Below are 18527 nucleotides of genomic sequence, written 5' to 3' on the forward strand. Positions count from 1 at the left end.
GCGAACGTGACCACCGCGACCACGTACGGAGCCCGCGAGCACGCGCGGGCGCAGGAAGGGGCCACCGCCGAAGCGATGCCGGTGCTGCCCGCGTCGGCGTGGCCGAGCCCGCCGGAGGACGTCGCACCGGAGTCGCTGGTGTGGGCCGAGACCGTCGCAGGCGGCGGCTACACCCACAAGGTCCTGGCCCGCGGCACGCACCTGCGGCTGACCGACCCGCGCGGTGACGCCTGCGCGAACCTGCTGCTGCACAACGCCTTCGAGCCGATCGAGCGGCTCAACGTCAACGACACCGTGAAGGTGCAGTGGAACGCCTACCTGGGATCCGGCGACCTGCTGCTGTCCGACCAGGCCCGGGTGCTGGCCGCGATCGTCGCCGACGCCTCGGGCGCGCACGACGCGCTGTGCTCGGCGTCCACGCTCGCGGGCAACACCGCCCGCTACGGGGCGGGCGAGCCGCACAGCGACTCCCCCGCCGGGCGCGAGCTGTTCAAGCTCGCTCTCGCCAAGCACGGCCTCGGCCCGCGCGACGTGCCGCCGAGCCTGGCGCTGCTCAAGGGCATCCGGGTCGCCGGCGACGGCGGGCTGGAGTTCACCGGCGGCGCCGGGGCGGGTGCGTCGGTGACGCTGCGGGTGGAGATGCCGGTGATCGTCTCGATCGCCAACACCCCGCACCCGCTGGACCCCCGCCCGGACTACACCGCCTCGACGCTGGAGGTCCTGGCCTGGCGCGGCGCCCCCACCGGCCCGGACGACGCCCTGTGGACCCGCACCCCGGAGGGCCGCCGGGCCTTCGCCAACACCGCCGACTACCTCACCGCGAGGGGGATCGCATGAGCACCGTGCTGGACCAGGTCGTCGCCCCGCGCGCCCCCTTCTCGGCGGTCGTCGAGCGCGGGCACGTGCTGCACATCATCGACCTGCAGGGCAACCAGGCCGTGGACTTCCTCGTCTACGACGCCGCCGACACCTCCCGCCGCTACAGCGCCGGCACCACCGTCGCGGGGCAGGGCAACATCTTCCTCACCACGGGCAGCGTGCTACGCAGCCACGAGGACGACCCGCTGATGACGGTCGTGGCCGACACCTGCGGGCGGCACGACACGATCGGCGGCGCCTGCAGCAAGGAGTCCAACACCCTGCGGTACGGCCACCACACCTACCACCAGCACGGATGCGCGGAGAACTTCCTCATCGAGGGGTCCCGGTGGGGTCTGGGCAAGCGCGACCTGGTGGGCAACGTCAACTGGTACATGAACGTGCCGGTCGAGGACGACGGCACGCTCGGCATCGTCGACGGCATCTCCGCGCCGGGCCTGCGGGTCGCGCTGCGCGCCGAGACCGACGTGCTGGTGCTGGTGTCGAACTGCCCGCAGATCAACAACCCGTGCAACGGCTTCAAGCCGTCCGAGGTGCGGATGGTGGTCACCGATTCCGAGAGCGAGGTGCCGCGTGGTTGACAAGCTGCTGGTCGCCAACCGGGGCGAGATCGCGGTCCGGATCCTGCGCAGCGCGCGGGAACTGGGCATCGCGACCGTCGCGGTGCACTCGGAGGCCGACCGCTGCGCCCCGCACGTCCGGCTGGCCGACGAAGCGGTGCTGCTGGGCGGTTCTCCGGCCGAGGAGAGCTACCTGTCGGCGGAACGCGTGCTCGACGCCGCGCGCCGCACCGGCGCCGACGCGATCCACCCGGGTTACGGATTCCTCAGCGAGGACGCGGGTTTCGCCCGCGCCGTGGAGGACGCGGGCATCACGTTCGTCGGCCCGACACCGCGTCAGCTGGAGCTGTTCGGCAGCAAGCACACCGCGCGCGAGCAGGCCATCAGCGCGGGGGTGCCGCTGCTGCCGGGCACCGGCCTGCTGTCCACGGCGGAGGAGGCCGTCGCGGCCGCCGAGGAGATCGGATTCCCGGTGATGCTCAAGGCCACCGGCGGAGGCGGCGGGATCGGCATGCGCGCCTGCCGCGACGCCGGCGAGCTGCGCTCGGCGTGGAAGTCGGTGCAGGACGTGGCCGCCAAGAACTTCGCCACCGCAGGCGTTTTCCTGGAACGACTGGTGGAGCGGGCGCGACACGTCGAGGTGCAGGTCTTCGGCGACGGCAGCGGGCACGTGCTGGCGCTGGGCGACCGGGACTGCACGCTGCAGCGCCGCAACCAGAAGGTCGTCGAGGAGTGCCCGGCACCGGATCTGCCGGAACACCTCCGCAGGCAGATCACCGAGGCGGCGCTGACGCTGTGCTCGTCGGTGTACTACCGCTCGGCGGGAACGGTGGAGTTCGTCTACGACGTCGAGCGCGGCGAGGTGGCGTTCCTCGAGGTCAACACGCGGTTGCAGGTCGAGCACACGGTGACCGAGGAGGTCTTCGGCATCGACCTGGTGGCGTGGATGCTGCGCGTGGCGGGCGGTGACTCGGGCATGCTCGACGCGCCGCCGCGACCGCGCGGGCACGCCGTGCAGCTGCGGATCTGCGCCGAGGACCCGGCTCGCGACCACCGGCCCAGCGCCGGGCTGCTCACCCGCGTGCACTTCCCCGCCGGGGTCCGGGCGGACACGTGGGTGGAGACCGGGACCGAGATGACCTCCCACTACGACTCGCTGCTCGGCAAGCTCGTGGTCACCGGCGAGACCCGCGCCGAGGCGCTGGAGGCGGCCGCGCGGGCGGCGCGCGCGACTCGCGTCGACGGGATCCGCACCAACCTCGGGCTGCTGCGCGCGGCGCTCGACGAGCCGCGGTTCCGCGACGTCGTCCACGACACGGCCACCCTGGCCGAGGTCAGCGACGACGAACCGTCGATCGAGGTGCGCCGGGCCGGGACCATGACCACCGTGCAGGACTGGCCGGGCAGGATCGGGTTCTGGCACGTCGGGGTGCCGCCGTGCGGGCCGATGGACGACCTGTCGTTCCGGCTGGGCAACACCGCCCTGGGAAACCCGGAGGGCGCACCCGGCCTGGAGTGCACAGTGGACGGTCCGGCGCTGCGGGTCTCGCACCCGGTCACGGTCTGCGTCACCGGCGCGCCCGCCCCGGTCACCATCGACGGCGCGGCGATGCCGATGTGGGAACCGTTCGAGGTCCCGGCCGGCGGGGTGCTCGACATCGGAGCCACCGAAGGGCCAGGACTGCGCACCTACCTGCTGGTCTCGGGCGGTGTCGACGTACCGGAATTCCTCGGCAGCGCCAGCACTTTCACGCTCGGCCGCTTCGGCGGGCACGGTGGTCGCGCGCTGCGCGTCGGCGACGTGCTGCAACCCGGCGCTGCCTCCGGCGAACCGGCCGGTCCGGTTCCCGTCGAGCAGCGACCGCACCTGGCCCAGGCCTGGGTGATCGGTGCTCTGGAGGGGCCGCACGCGGCTCCGGAGTTCTTCACCACCGAGGACGTCGAGACCTTCTACGCCACCGACTGGCAGGTGCACTTCAACTCCGCGCGCACCGGCGTGCGGCTGGTCGGGCCGCGTCCGACGTGGGCGCGCAGCAACGGCGGCAAGGCGGGACTGCACCCGTCCAACATCCACGACACCCCGTACTCGGTGGCGGCGGTGGACTACACCGGCGACCTGCCGATCCTGCTCGGCCCGGACGGACCCAGCCTCGGCGGTTTCGTCTGCCCGGCCACGGTGGCCACCGGCGAGCGGTGGAAGCTCGGCCAGCTGCGCCCGGGCGACACCGTCCGGTTCACGCCGATCAGCCCCGACCACGCCGCTGAGCTGCGACGACGTCCCGATTCGGGCCTGGCGGCGAGTCGCCCCGCGGTGGACGACGGCGGCGTGCTGGGGACGCTGGAAGCCGACGAGACGCGCCCGTCGGTGACCTACCGCCGCAGCGGGGACGACAACCTGCTGATCGAGTACGGCCCGATGAAGCTGGACCTGGCGCTGCGGATGCGGGTGCACGCGCTGGCCGAGAAGCTCCGCGAGCAGCGGCTGGGCGGCATCGTCGACCTCACCCCCGGCATCCGCTCGCTGCAGCTGCACGTCGACCCGGACGAGCTGCCGGTGCACAAGGCCCTCGGGCTGGTCCGGGAGCTGGAGGCCGAGCTGCCGCCGACCTCGCGGCTGCGGGTGCCGAGCCGGACCGTGCACCTGCCGCTGTCCTGGGACGACCCGGCCACCCGCGAGGCCATCGAGCGCTACATGGCCGGTGTCCGCGACGACGCGCCGTGGTGCCCGTGGAACATCGAGTTCATCCGCCGCGCCAATGGCCTGGCCAGCGTGGACGACGTGTACCGGACGGTGTTCGACGCCGACTACCTGGTGCTGGGTCTGGGGGATGTCTACCTGGGCGCGCCGGTGGCCACCCCGCTGGACCCGCGGCACCGGTTGATCACCACGAAGTACAACCCGGCGCGCACCTGGACTGCGGAGAACTCGGTCGGCATCGGCGGCGCCTACCTGTGCATCTACGGCATGGAGGGCCCCGGGGGGTACCAGTTCGTCGGCCGCACGGTGCAGGTGTGGAGCGGGTGGCAGCAGCGCGGCTCGTTCGAGCCGGGAACGCCGTGGCTGCTGCGGTTCTTCGACCGGATCAAGTGGTACCCGGTCTCGGCGGAGGAGCTGCTGGACCTGCGCGCCGACTGCGCGGCCGGACGACTGGAGCTCGACATCACCGACGGCGAGTTCGTGCTGGCCGACCACGAGCGGTTCCTGGCCGAGAACGCCGAGAGCATCGACGAGTTCCGCAGGACGCAGGCCGAAGCGTTCGAGGCGGAGCGTCAGGCCTGGGAGGCCGCGGGCGAGTTCGACCCGAAACCCGAACCGGACCTGGCGCCCGCGACGACCGCGACGGTCGAGGCCCCGGCGGGCGGGCAGGTGGTGGAGGCGCCGTTCGTCGCCACCGTCTGGCGCACCGACGTCCGGCCGGGTCAGCGCGTCGAGGCCGGCGAGTCGTTGCTCGCGCTGGAGGCCATGAAGACCGAAGCCCCGATCACGGCCCCCGCGACCGGCACGATCGCCGAGCTCCTTGTCGCGCCCGGGGACCAGGTCGGCCCCGGCACGCCCCTGCTCACCCTCGCCCCCTGACACCCGGTGGTGGGACATCCCTCGGGGTGTCCCACCACCCCGCTCAAGCAAGGAGATGCCGTGTCGTCACTGGAGTCGTTGCGCGCCCGGGTGCGGACCGCCTACCGGCGCATCGCCGAGGTCGATCGACCCGAGGTGTGGATCGACCTGCGGCCCGAACCGGAACTGCTGGACGAAGCGGTCGAGATCGCAGCCCGGCTGCGCGCGGGCGAAGCGCTCCCGCTGGCCGGGAAGCTGGTCGCGGTCAAGGGCAACATCGACGTCGCCGGGCTGCCCACCACCGCGGGCTGCCCCGCCTACGCCTACCGGCCCGCCGCCGACGCCCCGGCGGTGGCGCGGCTGCGCGCGGCGGGTGCTCTGGTGCTGGGCACCACCAACCTCGACCAGTTCGCGACGGGCCTGGTCGGGACGCGGTCCCCGCACGGTGCCGTTCGCAACGCCGTCGATCCCGACCGCATCTCGGGCGGGTCGAGCTCCGGCTCGGCCGTCGCGGTCGCGCTGGGCATCGCCGATCTCGCGCTGGGCACCGACACCGCCGGGTCCGGCCGGGTCCCGGCCGCGCTGAACGGGATCGTGGGGCTGAAGCCCACCAACGGACTGATCTCCACCGAGGGCGTGGTGCCGGCGTGCGCGAGCATCGACTGCGTGACGGTCTTCGCCCGCACGGTCGGCGAGGCACACCGAGCGCTGGACGTGCTCGCCCCGCCGGTCCCGGCGTCGACCCCGGCCGCCCCGCACCGCATCGGCGTCCCGGCCCCCGAGGACCTCGGCCGGCTGGCGCCCGGCTGGGCGGAGGCGTTCGCGGACGTAAGCGAGCGGTTCCGGGCCTCGGGCGCGGAGCTGGTGCACGTCGATCTCACACCGTTCCTGCGCGCGGCGGAACTGCTGTACCAGGGCGCGTTCGTCGCCGAGCGGTACGCGGCGGTCGGCGAGTTCGTCGACGCCCACCGCGACGAGGTCGATCCGGTGGTCGGCGAGATCATCTCCGCGGCAGGCCAGATCCCCGCGCACCGGGCGTTCACCGATCAGCGGCGGCTGGCCGAGCTCGCGGCCGAGGCCGAGGTCCAGCTCCGCGGGGTGGACGCGCTGCTGCTGCCGACCACCACGGGACATCCCACGATCGCCGAGGTCGCGGCCGATCCGGTCGGGGTGAACAGCGCGCTGGGGCGGTTCACCAACTTCGCGAACCTGCTGGGGCTCGCGGCACTGGCGATCCCGGCGGGCCGGGTAGGTGGTCTGCCGTTCGGCGTGACGCTGGTCGGCGCCGCGCACCAGGACCGCGCCCTCGCGCACGTCGCGGACCTGCTGGCGGAGACCGAACCGGTGCTGCTGGCGGTCGCCGGGGCGCACCTGAGCGGTCAGCCGCTGAACCACCAGCTCACCGACCGCAACGCCCGCCTGGTGCGCACCACCACGACAGCGCCGGTCTACCGGCTGCACGCTCTGCGCACGACACCGCCGAAACCGGGCCTGGTGCGCGCCGAGGCGGGCAAGGCCGTCGAGGTCGAGGTCTGGGAGCTCACCGCGTCCGCGTTCGGGTCCTTCGTCGCAGCACTGCCCGCGCCGATGACCATCGGAGCGGTGGAGCTGTCCGACGGCTCGACGGTCCGGGGCTTCCTCTGCGAGCCCGCCGCCCTGCACGACGCGGAGGACATCACGCACCACGGCGGCTGGCGCAACTACCTCGCGGAACGCTGAACCCGGCTGAGGGCAGTTTTAGCCATAACTGTCCGGACATTTCGGGCATCAACCCCGGACGGTTAGGGCAAAAACTGCCCCGTGGTTACTTCGCGGCCTTCGCGGCGGCCTTCTGCTCCTTCTTGAAGGAGCGCACCTCCTGGAGGGTCTGCTCGTCGACGACGTCGGCGATGGAGCGGCGGGAGCCCTCGTCGCCGTAGGCGCCGGCGGCTTCGCGCCAGCCCTGCGGCTGGACGCCGCGCTGCTTGCCGAGCAGGGCGAGGAAGATGCGGGCCTTCTGGTCGCCGTAGCCGGGCAGGGCCTTGAGCCGCTTGAGGACTTCCTTGCCGTCGGGGTCGCCGTCGGTCCAAATCCGCTCGGTCCGGCCGTCGTAGCGCTCGACGACGTGCTGCGCGAGCGCCTGGACGCGCTTGGCCATCGACCCGCCGTAGCGGTGGATCGCCGGTTTCTGCACGCAGAGCTCGACGAACTCCTCGGGATCGCACTCGGCGATCTTGACGACGTCGAACCCGCCCATCCGATCGGCGATCTTCTTCGGACCGGCGAAGGCGAGCTCCATCGCCACCTGCTGGTCCAGCAGCATCCCGGTGAGCAGCGCGAACGGGTCGTCCGAGAGGAGCTTGTCGGCCTCGGCGTCGCCGGTCAGGTTGAGCTTGTTCGGCATGCCCCCATCCTGGCACGCACAACCGCCCACAACGCCCGGAAGGGCTCGCCGAGGTCTCGTTCGCTCATGCGGTGGTGAAGTCGACCTCGGCGGTGGTGATCGTCCCGGCCGTGCGGCCGGGGGCGGCCTGGTACTGCCAGTACAGGTTGGTGTGCGCGATGACCTCCTCGGGCGCGGGCGCGCCGTAGCGGGTCAGGTCGCTTGTGGTGTGGGCGTCGCTGACCAGCGTCGCGTCGTAGCCGCGGGTGAAGGCGCCGTGCAAGGTGCACCGGACGCACTGGTCGGTCTGCGCGCCCGTCACGATCACGCGCCCGATGCCGCGCTCGGCGAGCACCTCCTCCAGGTCGGTGTCCTCGAAGGCGTCGCCGTAGGACTTGTGCACCAGCGATTCGGCGGCGGCCCGGTCGAGCTCGGGCACCAGGTCCCAGCTCTCGCTGTCGCGGGTCAGGCCGTCGTCGTGGTGCTGGACCCACACCACGTCCACCCCGGCGCCCCGGGCGCGGTCCACGAGATCACCGATGTTGGCCACGACCCGATTCCGGTCGTGGGCGTCGGCGACCACGCCGTTCTGCACGTCGATGACCAGTAGCGCGGTGTTCGGCCTGTTCTGCAGAGTCGTCATGATCTCTCCCCCGTTCGCCGATGCCCCGATGCTAGGTCGCGGCACCGACAGCGCCCGCCGCCGCGAACGTCCCCGGTCGAGTGAGCGGATGCGCCGGTCGGCGGCCGTGTGAGGATTCAGGGCGTGATTCCAGATCTGTCCGCTGACCGCATCGACCGACTCCGCGACGCCTTCCGCGCCGCCTCCTACGACGCCGACGGCGTCCTCGACCTGCTCGGCCACTCCGCGCACGCCGCGCTCGGGCGCGGCGAACCGGTGCCCGCGCTGCGCGCCACCGAGGGCGCCGGGACCCTGGGCACGCTCGTCCGGCTGTTCCTGCTCGGCCAGGCCGAGACCCGCGACGACGCGGGGGCCGCGCTCGGCTCGCTGAGCGTCGACGACGCGCTGGCCGCCGGCATCCTGACCGCCGACGGCGAGCTGCTGCGCGCCGGCCTGGACATCCGCCCCTACGGCGAGGGCGAGCACTCCTGGTGGGTGGTGTCGGACCTGGACTCCGACCTGCGCGGCGGGCGTCCCGTCGACCCGGACCACGTGCTGGGGGTCGGTCACGCGTCGCTGAGCCTGGTGCGGGCCACGACCCGGCGGCAGGTGGGCTCGGTGCTCGACCTGGGCACCGGCTGCGGCGTGCAGGCCCTGCACGCCAGCACGCACGCGCGGAGCATCACCGTCACCGACGTCTCGAAGCGGGCGCTGGCGCTGGCCGAGGCGACGTTCCGGCTCAACGGGGTCGACGCCGAGATCGGCGAGGGCGAGTGGTTCGAACCGGCCCGCGGCCGCAAGTTCGACCTGGTCGTGTGCAACCCGCCGTTCGTGGTGGGCCCGCCGCGCACCGACTTCACCTACCGCGACTCCGGGCTGGCCGGCGACGACGCGAGCGCGCTGGTGGTGCGCCAGCTGCCGTCGTTCCTCAACGAGGGCGGCACCGGGCAGCTGCTGGCCTCCTGGGTGCACCGCGAGGGCGAGGACTGGGAGGACCGGGTGGCCTCGTGGCTGCCGCCGGGCGCCGGGGTGGACGCGTGGTTCGTGCAGCGCGACGTCGCCGACCCGGACCTGTACGTGGGCACCTGGCTGCGCGACGCGGGCTACGACCTGCGTTCCGAGCAGGGCCTGCGCAAGGCCGCCGAGTGGCTGGACTGGTTCGAGGCCAACGACGTGATCGGCATCGGTTTCGGGTTCATCACCCTGCGCCGCACCGACGGTCCCGGTGAGGTGGTCTGCGAGGACCTGCGGCACGCGTTCGACGACCCGCTGGGCCCGGAGTCCGACGCGTGGCTGCGCCGCGTCGACTGGTTGCGCGACCACGACTCCGACGACGACCTGCTGGCCGCCCGGCTGGTCACCGCCGACAGCACCGTCCTGGAGCAGGTCTCCCAGCCCGGCGACGAGGGCTGGGAGCCGATGGTGCACCGCCTGCACCGCACCGACGGTCCCGGGTGGCAGCACGAGATCGACGAGCTCGGCGTCCGGTTGCTGGCGGGATTCCGCGGTGCGCTGCCGCTGGAGGAACTGCTGGAACTGCTGGCGATGGGCTACGGCGAAGATGCGGAGGAGTTGACCTCCGCCGCGATTCCGATGGTGCGGGAACTCATCCGGCACGGAATGGTCGTTCCGGCCGAATGGCGAGGTGTTGATCAATGAGGGCAATCGTCACGCGGGTCACTCGCGCCTCGGTAACGGTGGAGGGCGAAGTCGTCGGGAAGATCGAAGAACCCGGGCTGTTGGTCCTATTGGGTGTGACCCATTCCGACGGACGTGAGGAAGTCGCAAAAATGGCCCGGAAACTGCACGAGATTCGTGCGCTCCGGGACGAGGAGTCCTGCGCGACGACGGGTGCCCCGCTGCTGGTGGTCAGCCAGTTCACCCTCTACGGGTCGACGCGGAAGGGGCGCCGCCCGTCGTGGACCGAGGCCGCCCGGCCCGAGCAGGCCGAACCGCTGGTCGAGGAGGTCGTCGCGGAGCTCCGGGAGCGGGGCGCGCGGGTGTCCACCGGGGTGTTCGGCGCGATGATGGCCGTCGAAAGTGTGAACGACGGGCCATTCACACTTCTGGTTGAGGTCTAATGTAACGAGAGCTCTCAGGAAATCCTCAGACTCAGGGCACAACCGATGTGACGGCCGCGACGTCTTCGAATCGAGAACTTCGGGAACGAATTCGTCGCGCCCGTCGTTTTCCAGGTAACGAAGCTTCGACGGCCATGCCGTCCGCGGTGACCGAACAGTCCGGCACCGACTCGGCACCCGGAGAAGAACGTAGGCGCGGAAGCCCCGGTAATCCCGAGCGTACGCGTCCTGCACACCGCGCACCGATGCGCCGGTGTGAATTGCGCCCCGCTAGCCAGCCCGCCAGGGAGGGAGCTCATGACCGTCCCGCAGACCACCAAGCCAGACGTCGCCGTCGCCGAAGAATTGGACACCCAGGGTCCATCGGCCGACCTGGTGCGCGTCTACCTCAACGGCATCGGGCGCACCGCGCTGCTCACCGCACAGGAAGAGGTCGACCTCGCCAAGCGCATCGAGGCCGGGGTTTTCGCCAAGCACCTGCTGGAAACCGGCAAGAACCTCTCCCCCGAGCGGCGCTCGGACCTCAATGCCGTCGTCCGGGACGGTCGGCGAGCGAAGAACCACCTGATGGAGGCCAACCTCCGCCTGGTCGTCAGCCTCGCCAAGCGCTACACGGGCCGCGGCATGCCCCTGCTGGACCTCATCCAGGAGGGCAACCTGGGCCTGATCCGCGCGGTGGAGAAGTTCGACTACACCAAGGGCTTCAAGTTCTCGACCTACGCGACCTGGTGGATCCGGCAGGCCATCACCCGGGGCATGGCCGACCAGAGCCGCACCATCCGGCTGCCCGTCCACCTCGTCGAGCAGGTCAACAAGCTGGCCCGCATCAAGCGCGACCTGCACCAGAAGCTGGGCCGCGAGGCCACCGACGAGGAGCTCTCGGAGGAGGCCGGCATCCCGGTCGAGAAGATCCTCGACCTGATGGACCACTCCCGCGACCCGGTCAGCCTGGACATGCCGGTGGGCACCGAGGAGGACGCCCCGCTGGGCGACTTCATCGAGGACGCCGAGTCCGCCGACGCCGAGAACGCGGTGATCTCCGGCTTCCTGCAGGACGACCTGCGCCGGGTCCTGTCCACGCTCGAAGAGCGCGAGCAGGCGGTCATCCGGATGCGCTACGGCCTCGAGGACGGCCAGCCGCGCACCCTGGACCAGATCGGCAAGGCCTTCGGCCTGTCCCGCGAGCGGGTCCGCCAGATCGAGCGCGAGGTCATGTCCAAGCTGCGCCAGGGCGACCGCGCCGACAAGCTCCGCGCCTACGCCAGCTGACCCATCGGGGCGCCCTTCACGACGAAGGGCGCCCCTTTTTCGTCACGGATGTGACTCCTGAGGCGTCCGGTGCCCGTTTCGGGGGAGCGCGGCGTCACTTTGCACCCGAACGGCTCGTTGACCCGAGCGGCCCCGCGGAGCGAAGATCTTCTTCCGCGACTTGAGCGGTGGGGTCCTCCACCGCTTGCTGGAGGAGGCCGGACTCGTCGAAAGGACGGGTCCGACCTCCTCACCTACTCCTCCAGGAACTTCTCCCGCCAGCGGTGCAGCTCGTCGTCGGTGACGCCGTGGCCGGCCAGCCAGCCCGCGGCCGCGTCCGGGTGCTCGTCGAAGACCTCCAGCACCCTCTCGATGGCCTGCGTCGGCGTGGCCATGAGCTCGGCGACCGCCTCCTCGTCCACGCCCGGCGGCAGTTCCGGCAGCTCTTCGAGCCGTTGCAGCACGCGCAGCATGTTCTCGTCGGTGCGCACGTAATCGGCGATGATCGCGTCCGGTCGCACGCCCGCGGCGCTGAGCAGCACCGCCGAGACCACCCCGGTGCGGTCCTTGCCCGCCGCGCAGTGCACCAGCGCCGGGCCGTCAGCCTCCAGGACGTGCCGGAAGACCTCCACCAGCTTCGTCGGCGCGCCCAGCAGCATCCCCTGGTAGAGCGTGGTCAGCTCGTGCACCGACTCGTCGTCCTCGTCCGGCTTGTCCAGGCCCTCCAGCACGCGCACGCGGTGCACCAGGCTGGCCGGGGCCATCGGGTGCTCGTCCCGGGTCTCGGCGGCTTCCCGCAGGTCGACGACCACGCGCGGCGGCCACCCGGGCAGCCCGCCCGGGTCGCGGTCGCCGAGACGCGGGGCGTCGCTGCGGTAGACCACCCCGGGCCTGGTCAGCGCACCGGTTCCGGTGGGCTGACCGCCGAGGTCGCGCAGGTTGACCAGTTCGTCGAGCGCCATGAGGCCTCCGAGGCGGGACGGCAGCGATCCGGGTTCGAGAATCTCAACCCGGGCGCGTTTCGACCAGGTGCTCCTCACAGGTCCCCCGCACGGGTCTCCGTCACACATTGCCGACCCGTGTGGACGTCGTGATCCGCTGCGCGGTTACATGAGTGCACGCGTAACCCGAACGCGCGCAAAGGAGCCGCGACGTGACCACCACGAATTTCGACTTCACCGAGGTGCTCCCCCTCGGCCCCGACGACACCGAGTACCGCTTGGTGACCGATGAAGGCATCAAGGTCGTCGAAGCCGCTGGGCGCCGCTTCCTGGAGATCGAGCCCGCCACGCTGACCTCGCTGGCCGCCGAGGCGATCAAGGACATCCAGCACCTGCTGCGTCCCTCGCACCTCGCCCAGCTGAAGTCGATCGTGGAAGACCCGGAGGCCAGCGCGAACGACCGGTTCGTGGCCACCGATCTGCTGCGCAACGCCTGCGTGTCGGCCGGCGGGGTGCTGCCGATGTGCCAGGACACCGGCACGGCGATCGTCATCGGCAAGCGCACCGAGACGGTGCTCACCGGCGGCCAGGACGAGGAGTCGCTGGCGCGCGGCATCTTCAACGCCTACCAGGACCTCAACCTGCGCTACTCGCAGATGGCGCCGTTGAACTTCTGGGAGGAGCGCAACACCGGCAGCAACCTGCCCGCCCAGATCGAGCTGTTCAACAAGCCGGGCACCGACCCGTTCTACGAGCTGCTGTTCATGGCCAAGGGCGGCGGCAGCGCCAACAAGACGTTCCTCTACCAGGAGACCAAGGCGCTGCTGAACCCGACGCGCCTGGGCCGCTTCCTGGAGGAGAAGCTGCGCTCACTGGGCACCGCGGCGTGCCCGCCGTACCACCTGGCGATCGTCGTCGGCGGCATGTCGGCCGAGTACAACCTCAAGGTCGCCAAGCTGGCCTCGGCCCGCTACCTCGACGAGCTGCCGCGCGAGGGCTCGGGCTCCGGCCACGCGCTGCGCGACGTCGAGATGGAGCAGCAGGTCCTGGAGATGACCCGCCAGTTCGGCATCGGCGCGCAGTTCGGCGGCAAGTACTTCTGCCACGACGTGCGCGTGATCCGCCTGCCGCGGCACGGCGCTTCGCTGCCGGTCGGCGTGGCGGTGTCCTGCTCGGCGGACCGGCAGGCCAAGGCCAAGATCACGCCGGAGGGCGTGTTCCTGGAGCAGCTGGAGCGCGACCCGGCGAAGTACCTGCCGGAGGTCTCCGACGAGCAGCTCTCCGATGAGGTCGTCAAGATCGACCTCAACCGGCCGATGGACGAGATCCGCTCGGAGCTGTCGAAGCTGCCGGTGAAGACGCGCGTGTCGCTGACCGGCCCGCTGGTGGTGGCGCGCGACATCGCGCACTCCAAGATCGCCGAGCGGCTGGAAGCCGGCGAGCCGATGCCCGACTACATGCGCGACCACCCGGTGTACTACGCGGGCCCGGCCAAGACGCCCGACGGCTACGCCTCGGGTTCGTTCGGTCCGACCACGGCCGGCCGGATGGACTCCTACGTGGAGCAGTTCCAGGCCGCGGGCGGCTCGATGGTGATGCTGGCCAAGGGAAACCGGTCCAAGCAGGTCTCCCAGTCGTGCCAGACCCACGGCGGGTTCTACCTCGGTTCGATCGGTGGTCCGGCGGCGCGGCTGGCGCAGGACTGCATCCGCAAGGTCGAGGTGCTGGAGTACCCCGAGCTGGGCATGGAAGCGGTGTGGCGCATCGAGGTCGAGGACTTCCCCGCCTTCATCGTCGTCGACGACAAGGGCAACGACTTCTTCGCCAACTCCACGCAGCCGACGCTGCAGATCTCCTTCGGTCGCTGAGGTTTCGCACGACCGGTCCCGGGTTCACCCGCGCACGAGGCGCGGGTGAACCCGAGCGGCCGCGGTCATCCCGCTGTGCTGATCCCGCGAAAGACGGGCTGCCGAACCCGGTGCGCCGTGGAGCCCCACCTCCGGCGGCGAACCGCTTCCGACGCGCGGCGGCGGCAGGTTACCGCCGCGCTGCAGCCGAATCAGCGCGGAACCTTCACATCCTTCTGCTCCAGGACCACCTTTCGCCCTTCGAGCGGCGCGCTGAGGCTCACCGCCACCGGCGGGTACCGCAGGTCCATCGTGCAGATTCCCGGCGGATCCGGGGTTTCCTCCACCAGGAGGATCTTCACGTGGTCGGCGGTCTGCTCCGCCACTTCGGCGTGCACCTTGCTGCAGCCGCCCTCCTGACCGGTGGCGACCACTGCGGTACCGTTGTCCTGGGTCCAGACCTTCTTCGGATATCCTCGCGGTAGCTGCGAGAGGTCGATGGCCTCTGCGGCCACCGGCGTCCGCTCCGGTTCAGGTTTCGGCTGAACCGGTCCGGGTGGCGCCGGCGGTTGACCACCGAACCCCACGTCGTTGGTCGGCTGTTGGGCGCAGGCTGCCAGCACCAGTAGCAGACTCCCCGCGCCCACTGCGGTTCGTAGGCGTCTCATGCCCAGTAGACGGACGCGCGGGAGCTTCGGGTTGCGTCCCGGCCGAGGTGGATCGGTCCTCGGATTTCACACAATTCACCCGGCCGGGCCGAACTCCCGGCCTCGTCGCCGGAACGCCGGTCAGCGCTCGAGGACGCCGTTCATCCAGTCCTGGATCCAGGCGGCCAGCTCGGCGGAGCTGCGGGTCCACTTGAAGTGGTCCACCGGTCCTCCCGCGTCGTCGGCGGTGTAGTGGCGGCTGGTGCGCTCGGCGCGGGTGGAGTGCTTGACCAGGTCGTCCATCGCCGTCTTCGGGGCCAGCTCGTCGTTGGCCACGGTCACCGTGAGCAGCGGGGTGGTCACCTCGGCCATGGCCGCGTCGTAGTCGAGGTCGGAGCCGCGCAGCCGCCAGCGGCCGGTGCGCGCCTGGCGCGCCCAGTCCCGCATCAGCCCGGTCGCCTGCTTGCCGCCGAAGACGTAGCCGGGCCAGTAGCCCAGCAGCGTCGAGGCCAGCGCGATCGTCTGGGTTCCCAGCAGCGAGTAGTAGTACTTGGCCAGGCTCGGGTAGCCGCGGTACCAGACCGACCCCGTGGCGATCAGGGCCGCGCCGCTGATCCGGCCGGGGTGGGCGGCGGTGTGCAGCAGCGCGATCTGGCCGCCGAGGCTGTGCCCGAGGACGAACCGCGGAGCGCGGGGGAAGACGGACTCGACGAGGTCGAGCACGGCGTCGAGGTCGTCGACGAAGTCCTGGTACCCGAAGTGCACGCCGCGCTGCGCCCGGGGCTTGTTCTCGCCCTGGCCGCGCACGTCGAACGACACCACGGTCATGCCGAGCCGGTGCAGCTCGGCGACGAACGGCCGGTAGTAGCCGGCCGGCACGCCCATGGCGGGCGCCAGCACCGCGACGGGCGCGGTCGGGTCGTCCTGCTGCACCGCGCGCACCTTGATGCGGTACTGGCCCGCGGGAACCACGCCGAGCACGGGTGCCGGTGTGTCGACTTTCCGGGTCGTGACCTCATCCACGGCCCCAGATTAACGGAACCACCCGGTTTCGATCTGCGGGTCTGTGGCTCCCGTCGCAGTCGGCCCCAACGCAGGTGGCCCTAGCGCAGGCGACGCGGTCCGGTGTCCAGAGCGGCGGGCGATTCGCCCAACGACACCTTCGCCCCGGTGACCGACGCCCCGGTCGGCGAGGCCAGCACCGGCTGCAACGCCAGGTACCGCACCTCGGGCAGGTCCTCGGCCAGCGTCGCCACCCGCAGCACCAGGTCCTCCAACGCCGAGAGGTCCGCGGGCTCCACGCCCCGGTAACCGACCAGCAGCGGCGCCGCGCGGGGCGCGCGCACCAGGGTCGCCACGTCCACATCGGTCAGCGGCAGCGCCCGGTAGGCCTTGTCCCCCAGCAGCTCGCTGGCCACGCCGGAGAGCCCGAACGACACCAACGTGCCGAACGAGGGGTCGTCGAGCAGGTCGATCACGCAGGAGGTGCCGCGCCCGGCCATCCGCTGCACGTAGACCTCCTCGGCACCGGACACCCGCCGCACGTCGGCGTAGGCCGTGCGCACCGCGTCCGGACCCGTCAGGTCCAGCCGCACGCCGACCAGGTCGTTGCGGTGCCGCAGATCGGTGCTGGTCGACTTCAGCACCACCGGGTAGCCCAGCTCCTCGGCCGCCGCGACCGCCGCGTTCACGTCGGCGACCTTGCGGAAGGGCACCAGCTCGATGCCGTAGCACTCCAGCAGGCGCACCATCCGGTCGTCGTCGAGCTCGGACACGCCCTCGACCAGCCACTGCTCGACCAGCTCGCGCGCCTTCTCGGCGGCCACCTCCGGGCGCACGAAGTGCCCCTTCGGGGCGGCGCGCCACTGCGCGTAGCGGGCCACGCGCGCCAGCGAGAGCACCGCCCGCTCAGGGCTCGGGTACGACGGCACCGACCCCTTGCCCGTCGTGCCGTCCGGTCCGAGCACCCGCAGCTCGTCCGGCACGCCCTCGGCCGCCAGGAACGTGGTCACCACCGGCTTGGAGCGGGTCGCGTCGGCCTCGTGCAACGCCTCCCGCAGCGCCCGCGCGTAGGTCGAGCCGGGCACCGCCACCGGCGGGGCGAACACCGTGATCAGCGCGTCGACGTCATCGCGCAGCGCGGCGTCGCGCACCGCGGCGGCGAACTCGTCGGGCTCGGCCGAGGCCCCGACGTCGACCGGCTCGTGCGCCAGCTGCAACCCCTGCGCCTGCGCCACGTCGGCGGCGATCATGCCCAGCGCCGAGGAGTTGCCCACGATCGAGACCCGGTCGCCCTGCGGCAGCGGCTGGTGCGCGAGCAGCAGCGCGGTGTCGAACATCTGCGCCACCGACTCGACGCGGATCACGCCGGACTGCTCGAACAGCGCCTGCACGCTCGTCTCGTCGATCTCCACCGTCGAGGCCGCCAGCCCGGCGCGCACCGAGTTGCGACCCGACTTGACCACCACGACCGGTTTGCTGCGGGCGAGCCGCCGCGCCAACCGGCCGAACTTGCGCGGGTTGCCGAACGACTCCAGGTACAGCAGCACCACGTCGGTGGCCGGATCGGTCTGCCAGTACTGCAGCAGGTCGTTGCCGGACAGGTCGGCGCGGTTGCCCGCCGAGACGAACGTCGACAGCCCGAGCCCGCGCTCGGTGGCGGTCTCCAGGATCGCCACGCCCAGCGCACCGGACTGGCAGAAGAACCCGGTCCGGCCCCGCCCGGGCAGCTGCGGCGCCAGGCTGGCGTTGAGCCGGAACTCCGGGTCCGGGTTGACCACGCCGAGCGCGTTCGGGCCGACCACGCGCATGCCGTGCACCCGCGCGGCCCGCACCATCTCGCGTTCCACCTCGCGCCCCTCGGGACCCGTCTCGCTGAACCCGGAGGACACGATGACCAACGTTTTCACACCCTTGGCGAGGCAGTCGTCGAGGACCTCGTTGACGCCGGCGGCCGGGATCGCCACCACCGCCAGGTCGACCTCGTCGGGGATGTCGAGCACCGAGGCGTAGGCGCGCACTCCGCGCACCGCGCGGTGCTCGGGGTTGACCGGGTACACCGGGCCGGTGAAGTCGGCGGTGAGCAGGTTCGTCAGGACCGCGTGACCGATCTTGCGGTGGTCGGTGGAGGCGCCGATGACCGCCACCGCCCGCGGCCGCAGCAGGTTGTGCACGCTGCGCGCCTCGGCGGCCTGCTCGCGAGCCCGGGCCACCGCCACGGACTCCTCGGTCGGGTCGATGTCGAACTCCAGGTGCACCACGCCTTCCTCCATCGCCCGGCTCACCTGGTAGCCGGCGTCGCGGAAGACCCGCACCATCGTGGAGTTCTCGGCCAGCACCTCGGCCACGAAGCGCCGCAGACCGCACTCCTGCGCCGCCGCCGCGAGGTGCTCCAGCAGGATCGATCCCAGACCGCGCCCCTGGTGCCCGTCCTCGACGACGAACGCGACCTCCGCCGACTCCTGCTCGCCGAGCCGGTCGAAGCGGCCGACGGCGACGATGTCGTCGCCCAGCAGCGCCACCAGCGCGACCCGGTTGACGTAGTCGACCTGCGTGAACCGCCGGACGTCGCGCTCGGGCATCCGCGGGTACGGGCCGAAGTAGCGGTAGTACCTGGTGCGATCGCTGAGCCGCCCGTGGAAGGCGATCAGCTTGTCCTTGTCGGCCGGGGTGATCGGCCGCATGTGCACCGTGCCGCCGTCGGAGAGGACGACGTCGGCCTCCCACTGCCGGGGGTAGTCCTGCTCCGGCCCGGTCTCCTCTCTCGGCTCTTCGTCCACTTCGG

Annotated in this window: 14 protein-coding genes; 8 read left to right on the plus strand and 6 right to left on the minus strand. The window is 71.6% G+C overall.

Annotated elements, in window-relative coordinates; translation table 11 throughout:
* Window positions 1–6: 6 nt before the first annotated feature.
* The 4 genes from BM424_RS12625 to atzF all read left to right on the plus strand — a co-directional run bounded on the left by BM424_RS12625 (window position 7) and on the right by atzF (window position 6714).
* Window positions 7–837, plus strand: a complete 831-nt coding sequence (locus BM424_RS12625) for an urea amidolyase associated protein UAAP1 (RefSeq protein ID WP_093417054.1) — start codon at window positions 7–9, stop codon at window positions 835–837.
* On the plus strand, window positions 834–1460 hold the full coding sequence (locus BM424_RS12630) for an urea amidolyase associated protein UAAP2 (protein ID WP_093416550.1): 627 nt from the start codon (window positions 834–836) through the stop codon (window positions 1458–1460). Before BM424_RS12625 ends, BM424_RS12630 begins: the two co-directional genes overlap by 4 nt.
* Window positions 1453–5016, plus strand: a complete 3564-nt coding sequence (gene uca / locus BM424_RS12635; RefSeq protein WP_093416553.1) for an urea carboxylase — start codon at window positions 1453–1455, stop codon at window positions 5014–5016. The genes BM424_RS12630 and uca overlap by 8 nt, the downstream gene beginning before the upstream one ends.
* Window positions 5017–5085: 69 nt before the next feature.
* Complete coding sequence (gene atzF / locus BM424_RS12640) at window positions 5086–6714, plus strand: allophanate hydrolase (RefSeq protein WP_093417057.1); 1629 nt, start codon at window positions 5086–5088, stop codon at window positions 6712–6714.
* Between the two features lie 85 nt (window positions 6715–6799).
* Here the strand turns inward: atzF and BM424_RS12645 are convergent, their stop codons facing one another.
* Together BM424_RS12645 and BM424_RS12650 are read right to left on the minus strand one after the other, a co-directional pair.
* A complete protein-coding gene (locus tag BM424_RS12645) occupies window positions 6800–7378 on the minus strand; it encodes an HhH-GPD-type base excision DNA repair protein (RefSeq protein ID WP_093416556.1) in 579 nt (192 codons plus the stop codon).
* Between the two features lie 64 nt (window positions 7379–7442).
* Window positions 7443–8000 (minus strand): isochorismatase family protein, encoded by a 558-nt coding sequence (locus BM424_RS12650; protein ID WP_093416560.1) that lies wholly within the window; start codon window positions 7998–8000, stop codon window positions 7443–7445.
* Between the two features lie 123 nt (window positions 8001–8123).
* Here BM424_RS12650 and BM424_RS12655 point away from each other — a divergent pair, with 123 nt between their 5' ends.
* From BM424_RS12655 to BM424_RS12665, 3 genes are all read left to right on the plus strand, one after another.
* Window positions 8124–9638: a N5-glutamine methyltransferase family protein gene (locus BM424_RS12655; RefSeq protein WP_093416562.1), complete on the plus strand. Its 1515-nt coding sequence runs from the start codon at window positions 8124–8126 to the stop codon at window positions 9636–9638.
* Window positions 9635–10060 carry a D-aminoacyl-tRNA deacylase gene (dtd, locus tag BM424_RS12660; RefSeq protein ID WP_093416565.1) on the plus strand — a complete coding sequence of 142 codons (426 nt, stop codon included), beginning with the start codon at window positions 9635–9637 and terminating at the stop codon, window positions 10058–10060. The genes BM424_RS12655 and dtd overlap by 4 nt, the downstream gene beginning before the upstream one ends.
* A gap of 297 nt (window positions 10061–10357) precedes the next feature.
* Window positions 10358–11329 carry a sigma-70 family RNA polymerase sigma factor gene (locus BM424_RS12665; protein WP_093416569.1) on the plus strand — a complete coding sequence of 324 codons (972 nt, stop codon included), beginning with the start codon at window positions 10358–10360 and terminating at the stop codon, window positions 11327–11329.
* Between the two features lie 233 nt (window positions 11330–11562).
* Here the strand turns inward: BM424_RS12665 and BM424_RS12670 are convergent, their stop codons facing one another.
* Entirely contained in the window at window positions 11563–12270 is a 708-nt protein-coding gene (locus BM424_RS12670) for a tyrosine-protein phosphatase (RefSeq protein ID WP_093416572.1), read from the minus strand.
* A 191-nt stretch (window positions 12271–12461) separates the two neighbouring features.
* On the opposite strand from BM424_RS12670, the gene BM424_RS12675 reads away from it, so the two are divergent.
* Complete coding sequence (locus tag BM424_RS12675) at window positions 12462–14117, plus strand: fumarate hydratase (protein WP_093416574.1); 1656 nt, start codon at window positions 12462–12464, stop codon at window positions 14115–14117.
* A 191-nt stretch (window positions 14118–14308) separates the two neighbouring features.
* Here the strand turns inward: BM424_RS12675 and BM424_RS12680 are convergent, their stop codons facing one another.
* The 3 genes from BM424_RS12680 to BM424_RS12690 all read right to left on the minus strand — a co-directional run bounded on the left by BM424_RS12680 (window position 14309) and on the right by BM424_RS12690 (window position 18522).
* The gene (locus BM424_RS12680) at window positions 14309–14719 is read right to left on the minus strand and encodes a hypothetical protein (protein ID WP_245775799.1); all 411 of its coding nucleotides are present in this window, start codon (window positions 14717–14719) and stop codon (window positions 14309–14311) included.
* Window positions 14720–14884: 165 nt separating this feature from the next.
* Window positions 14885–15766, minus strand: coding sequence for an alpha/beta hydrolase family protein (locus tag BM424_RS12685; RefSeq protein WP_093416580.1), 882 nt, complete (start codon window positions 15764–15766; stop codon window positions 14885–14887).
* 80 nt (window positions 15767–15846) lie between these two features.
* Window positions 15847–18522, minus strand: a complete 2676-nt coding sequence (locus tag BM424_RS12690; protein WP_245775800.1) for a bifunctional acetate--CoA ligase family protein/GNAT family N-acetyltransferase — start codon at window positions 18520–18522, stop codon at window positions 15847–15849.
* Window positions 18523–18527 lie beyond the last annotated feature (5 nt).

Origin of the sequence: Saccharopolyspora flava, assembly GCF_900116135.1 — a bacterium.
Lineage (GTDB): Bacteria > Actinomycetota > Actinomycetes > Mycobacteriales > Pseudonocardiaceae > Saccharopolyspora > Saccharopolyspora flava.

Coding starts and splice junctions, on each gene's coding strand:
- BM424_RS12630 (WP_093416550.1), top strand. CDS start 834: ATGAGCACCGTGCTGGACCAGGTCGTCGCCCCGCGCGCCCCCTTCTCG.
- BM424_RS12645 (WP_093416556.1), bottom strand. CDS start 7,378: ATGCCGAACAAGCTCAACCTGACCGGCGACGCCGAGGCCGACAAGCTC.
- BM424_RS12650 (WP_093416560.1), bottom strand. CDS start 8,000: ATGACGACTCTGCAGAACAGGCCGAACACCGCGCTACTGGTCATCGAC.
- dtd (WP_093416565.1), top strand. CDS start 9,635: ATGAGGGCAATCGTCACGCGGGTCACTCGCGCCTCGGTAACGGTGGAG.
- BM424_RS12665 (WP_093416569.1), top strand. CDS start 10,358: ATGACCGTCCCGCAGACCACCAAGCCAGACGTCGCCGTCGCCGAAGAA.
- BM424_RS12670 (WP_093416572.1), bottom strand. CDS start 12,270: ATGGCGCTCGACGAACTGGTCAACCTGCGCGACCTCGGCGGTCAGCCC.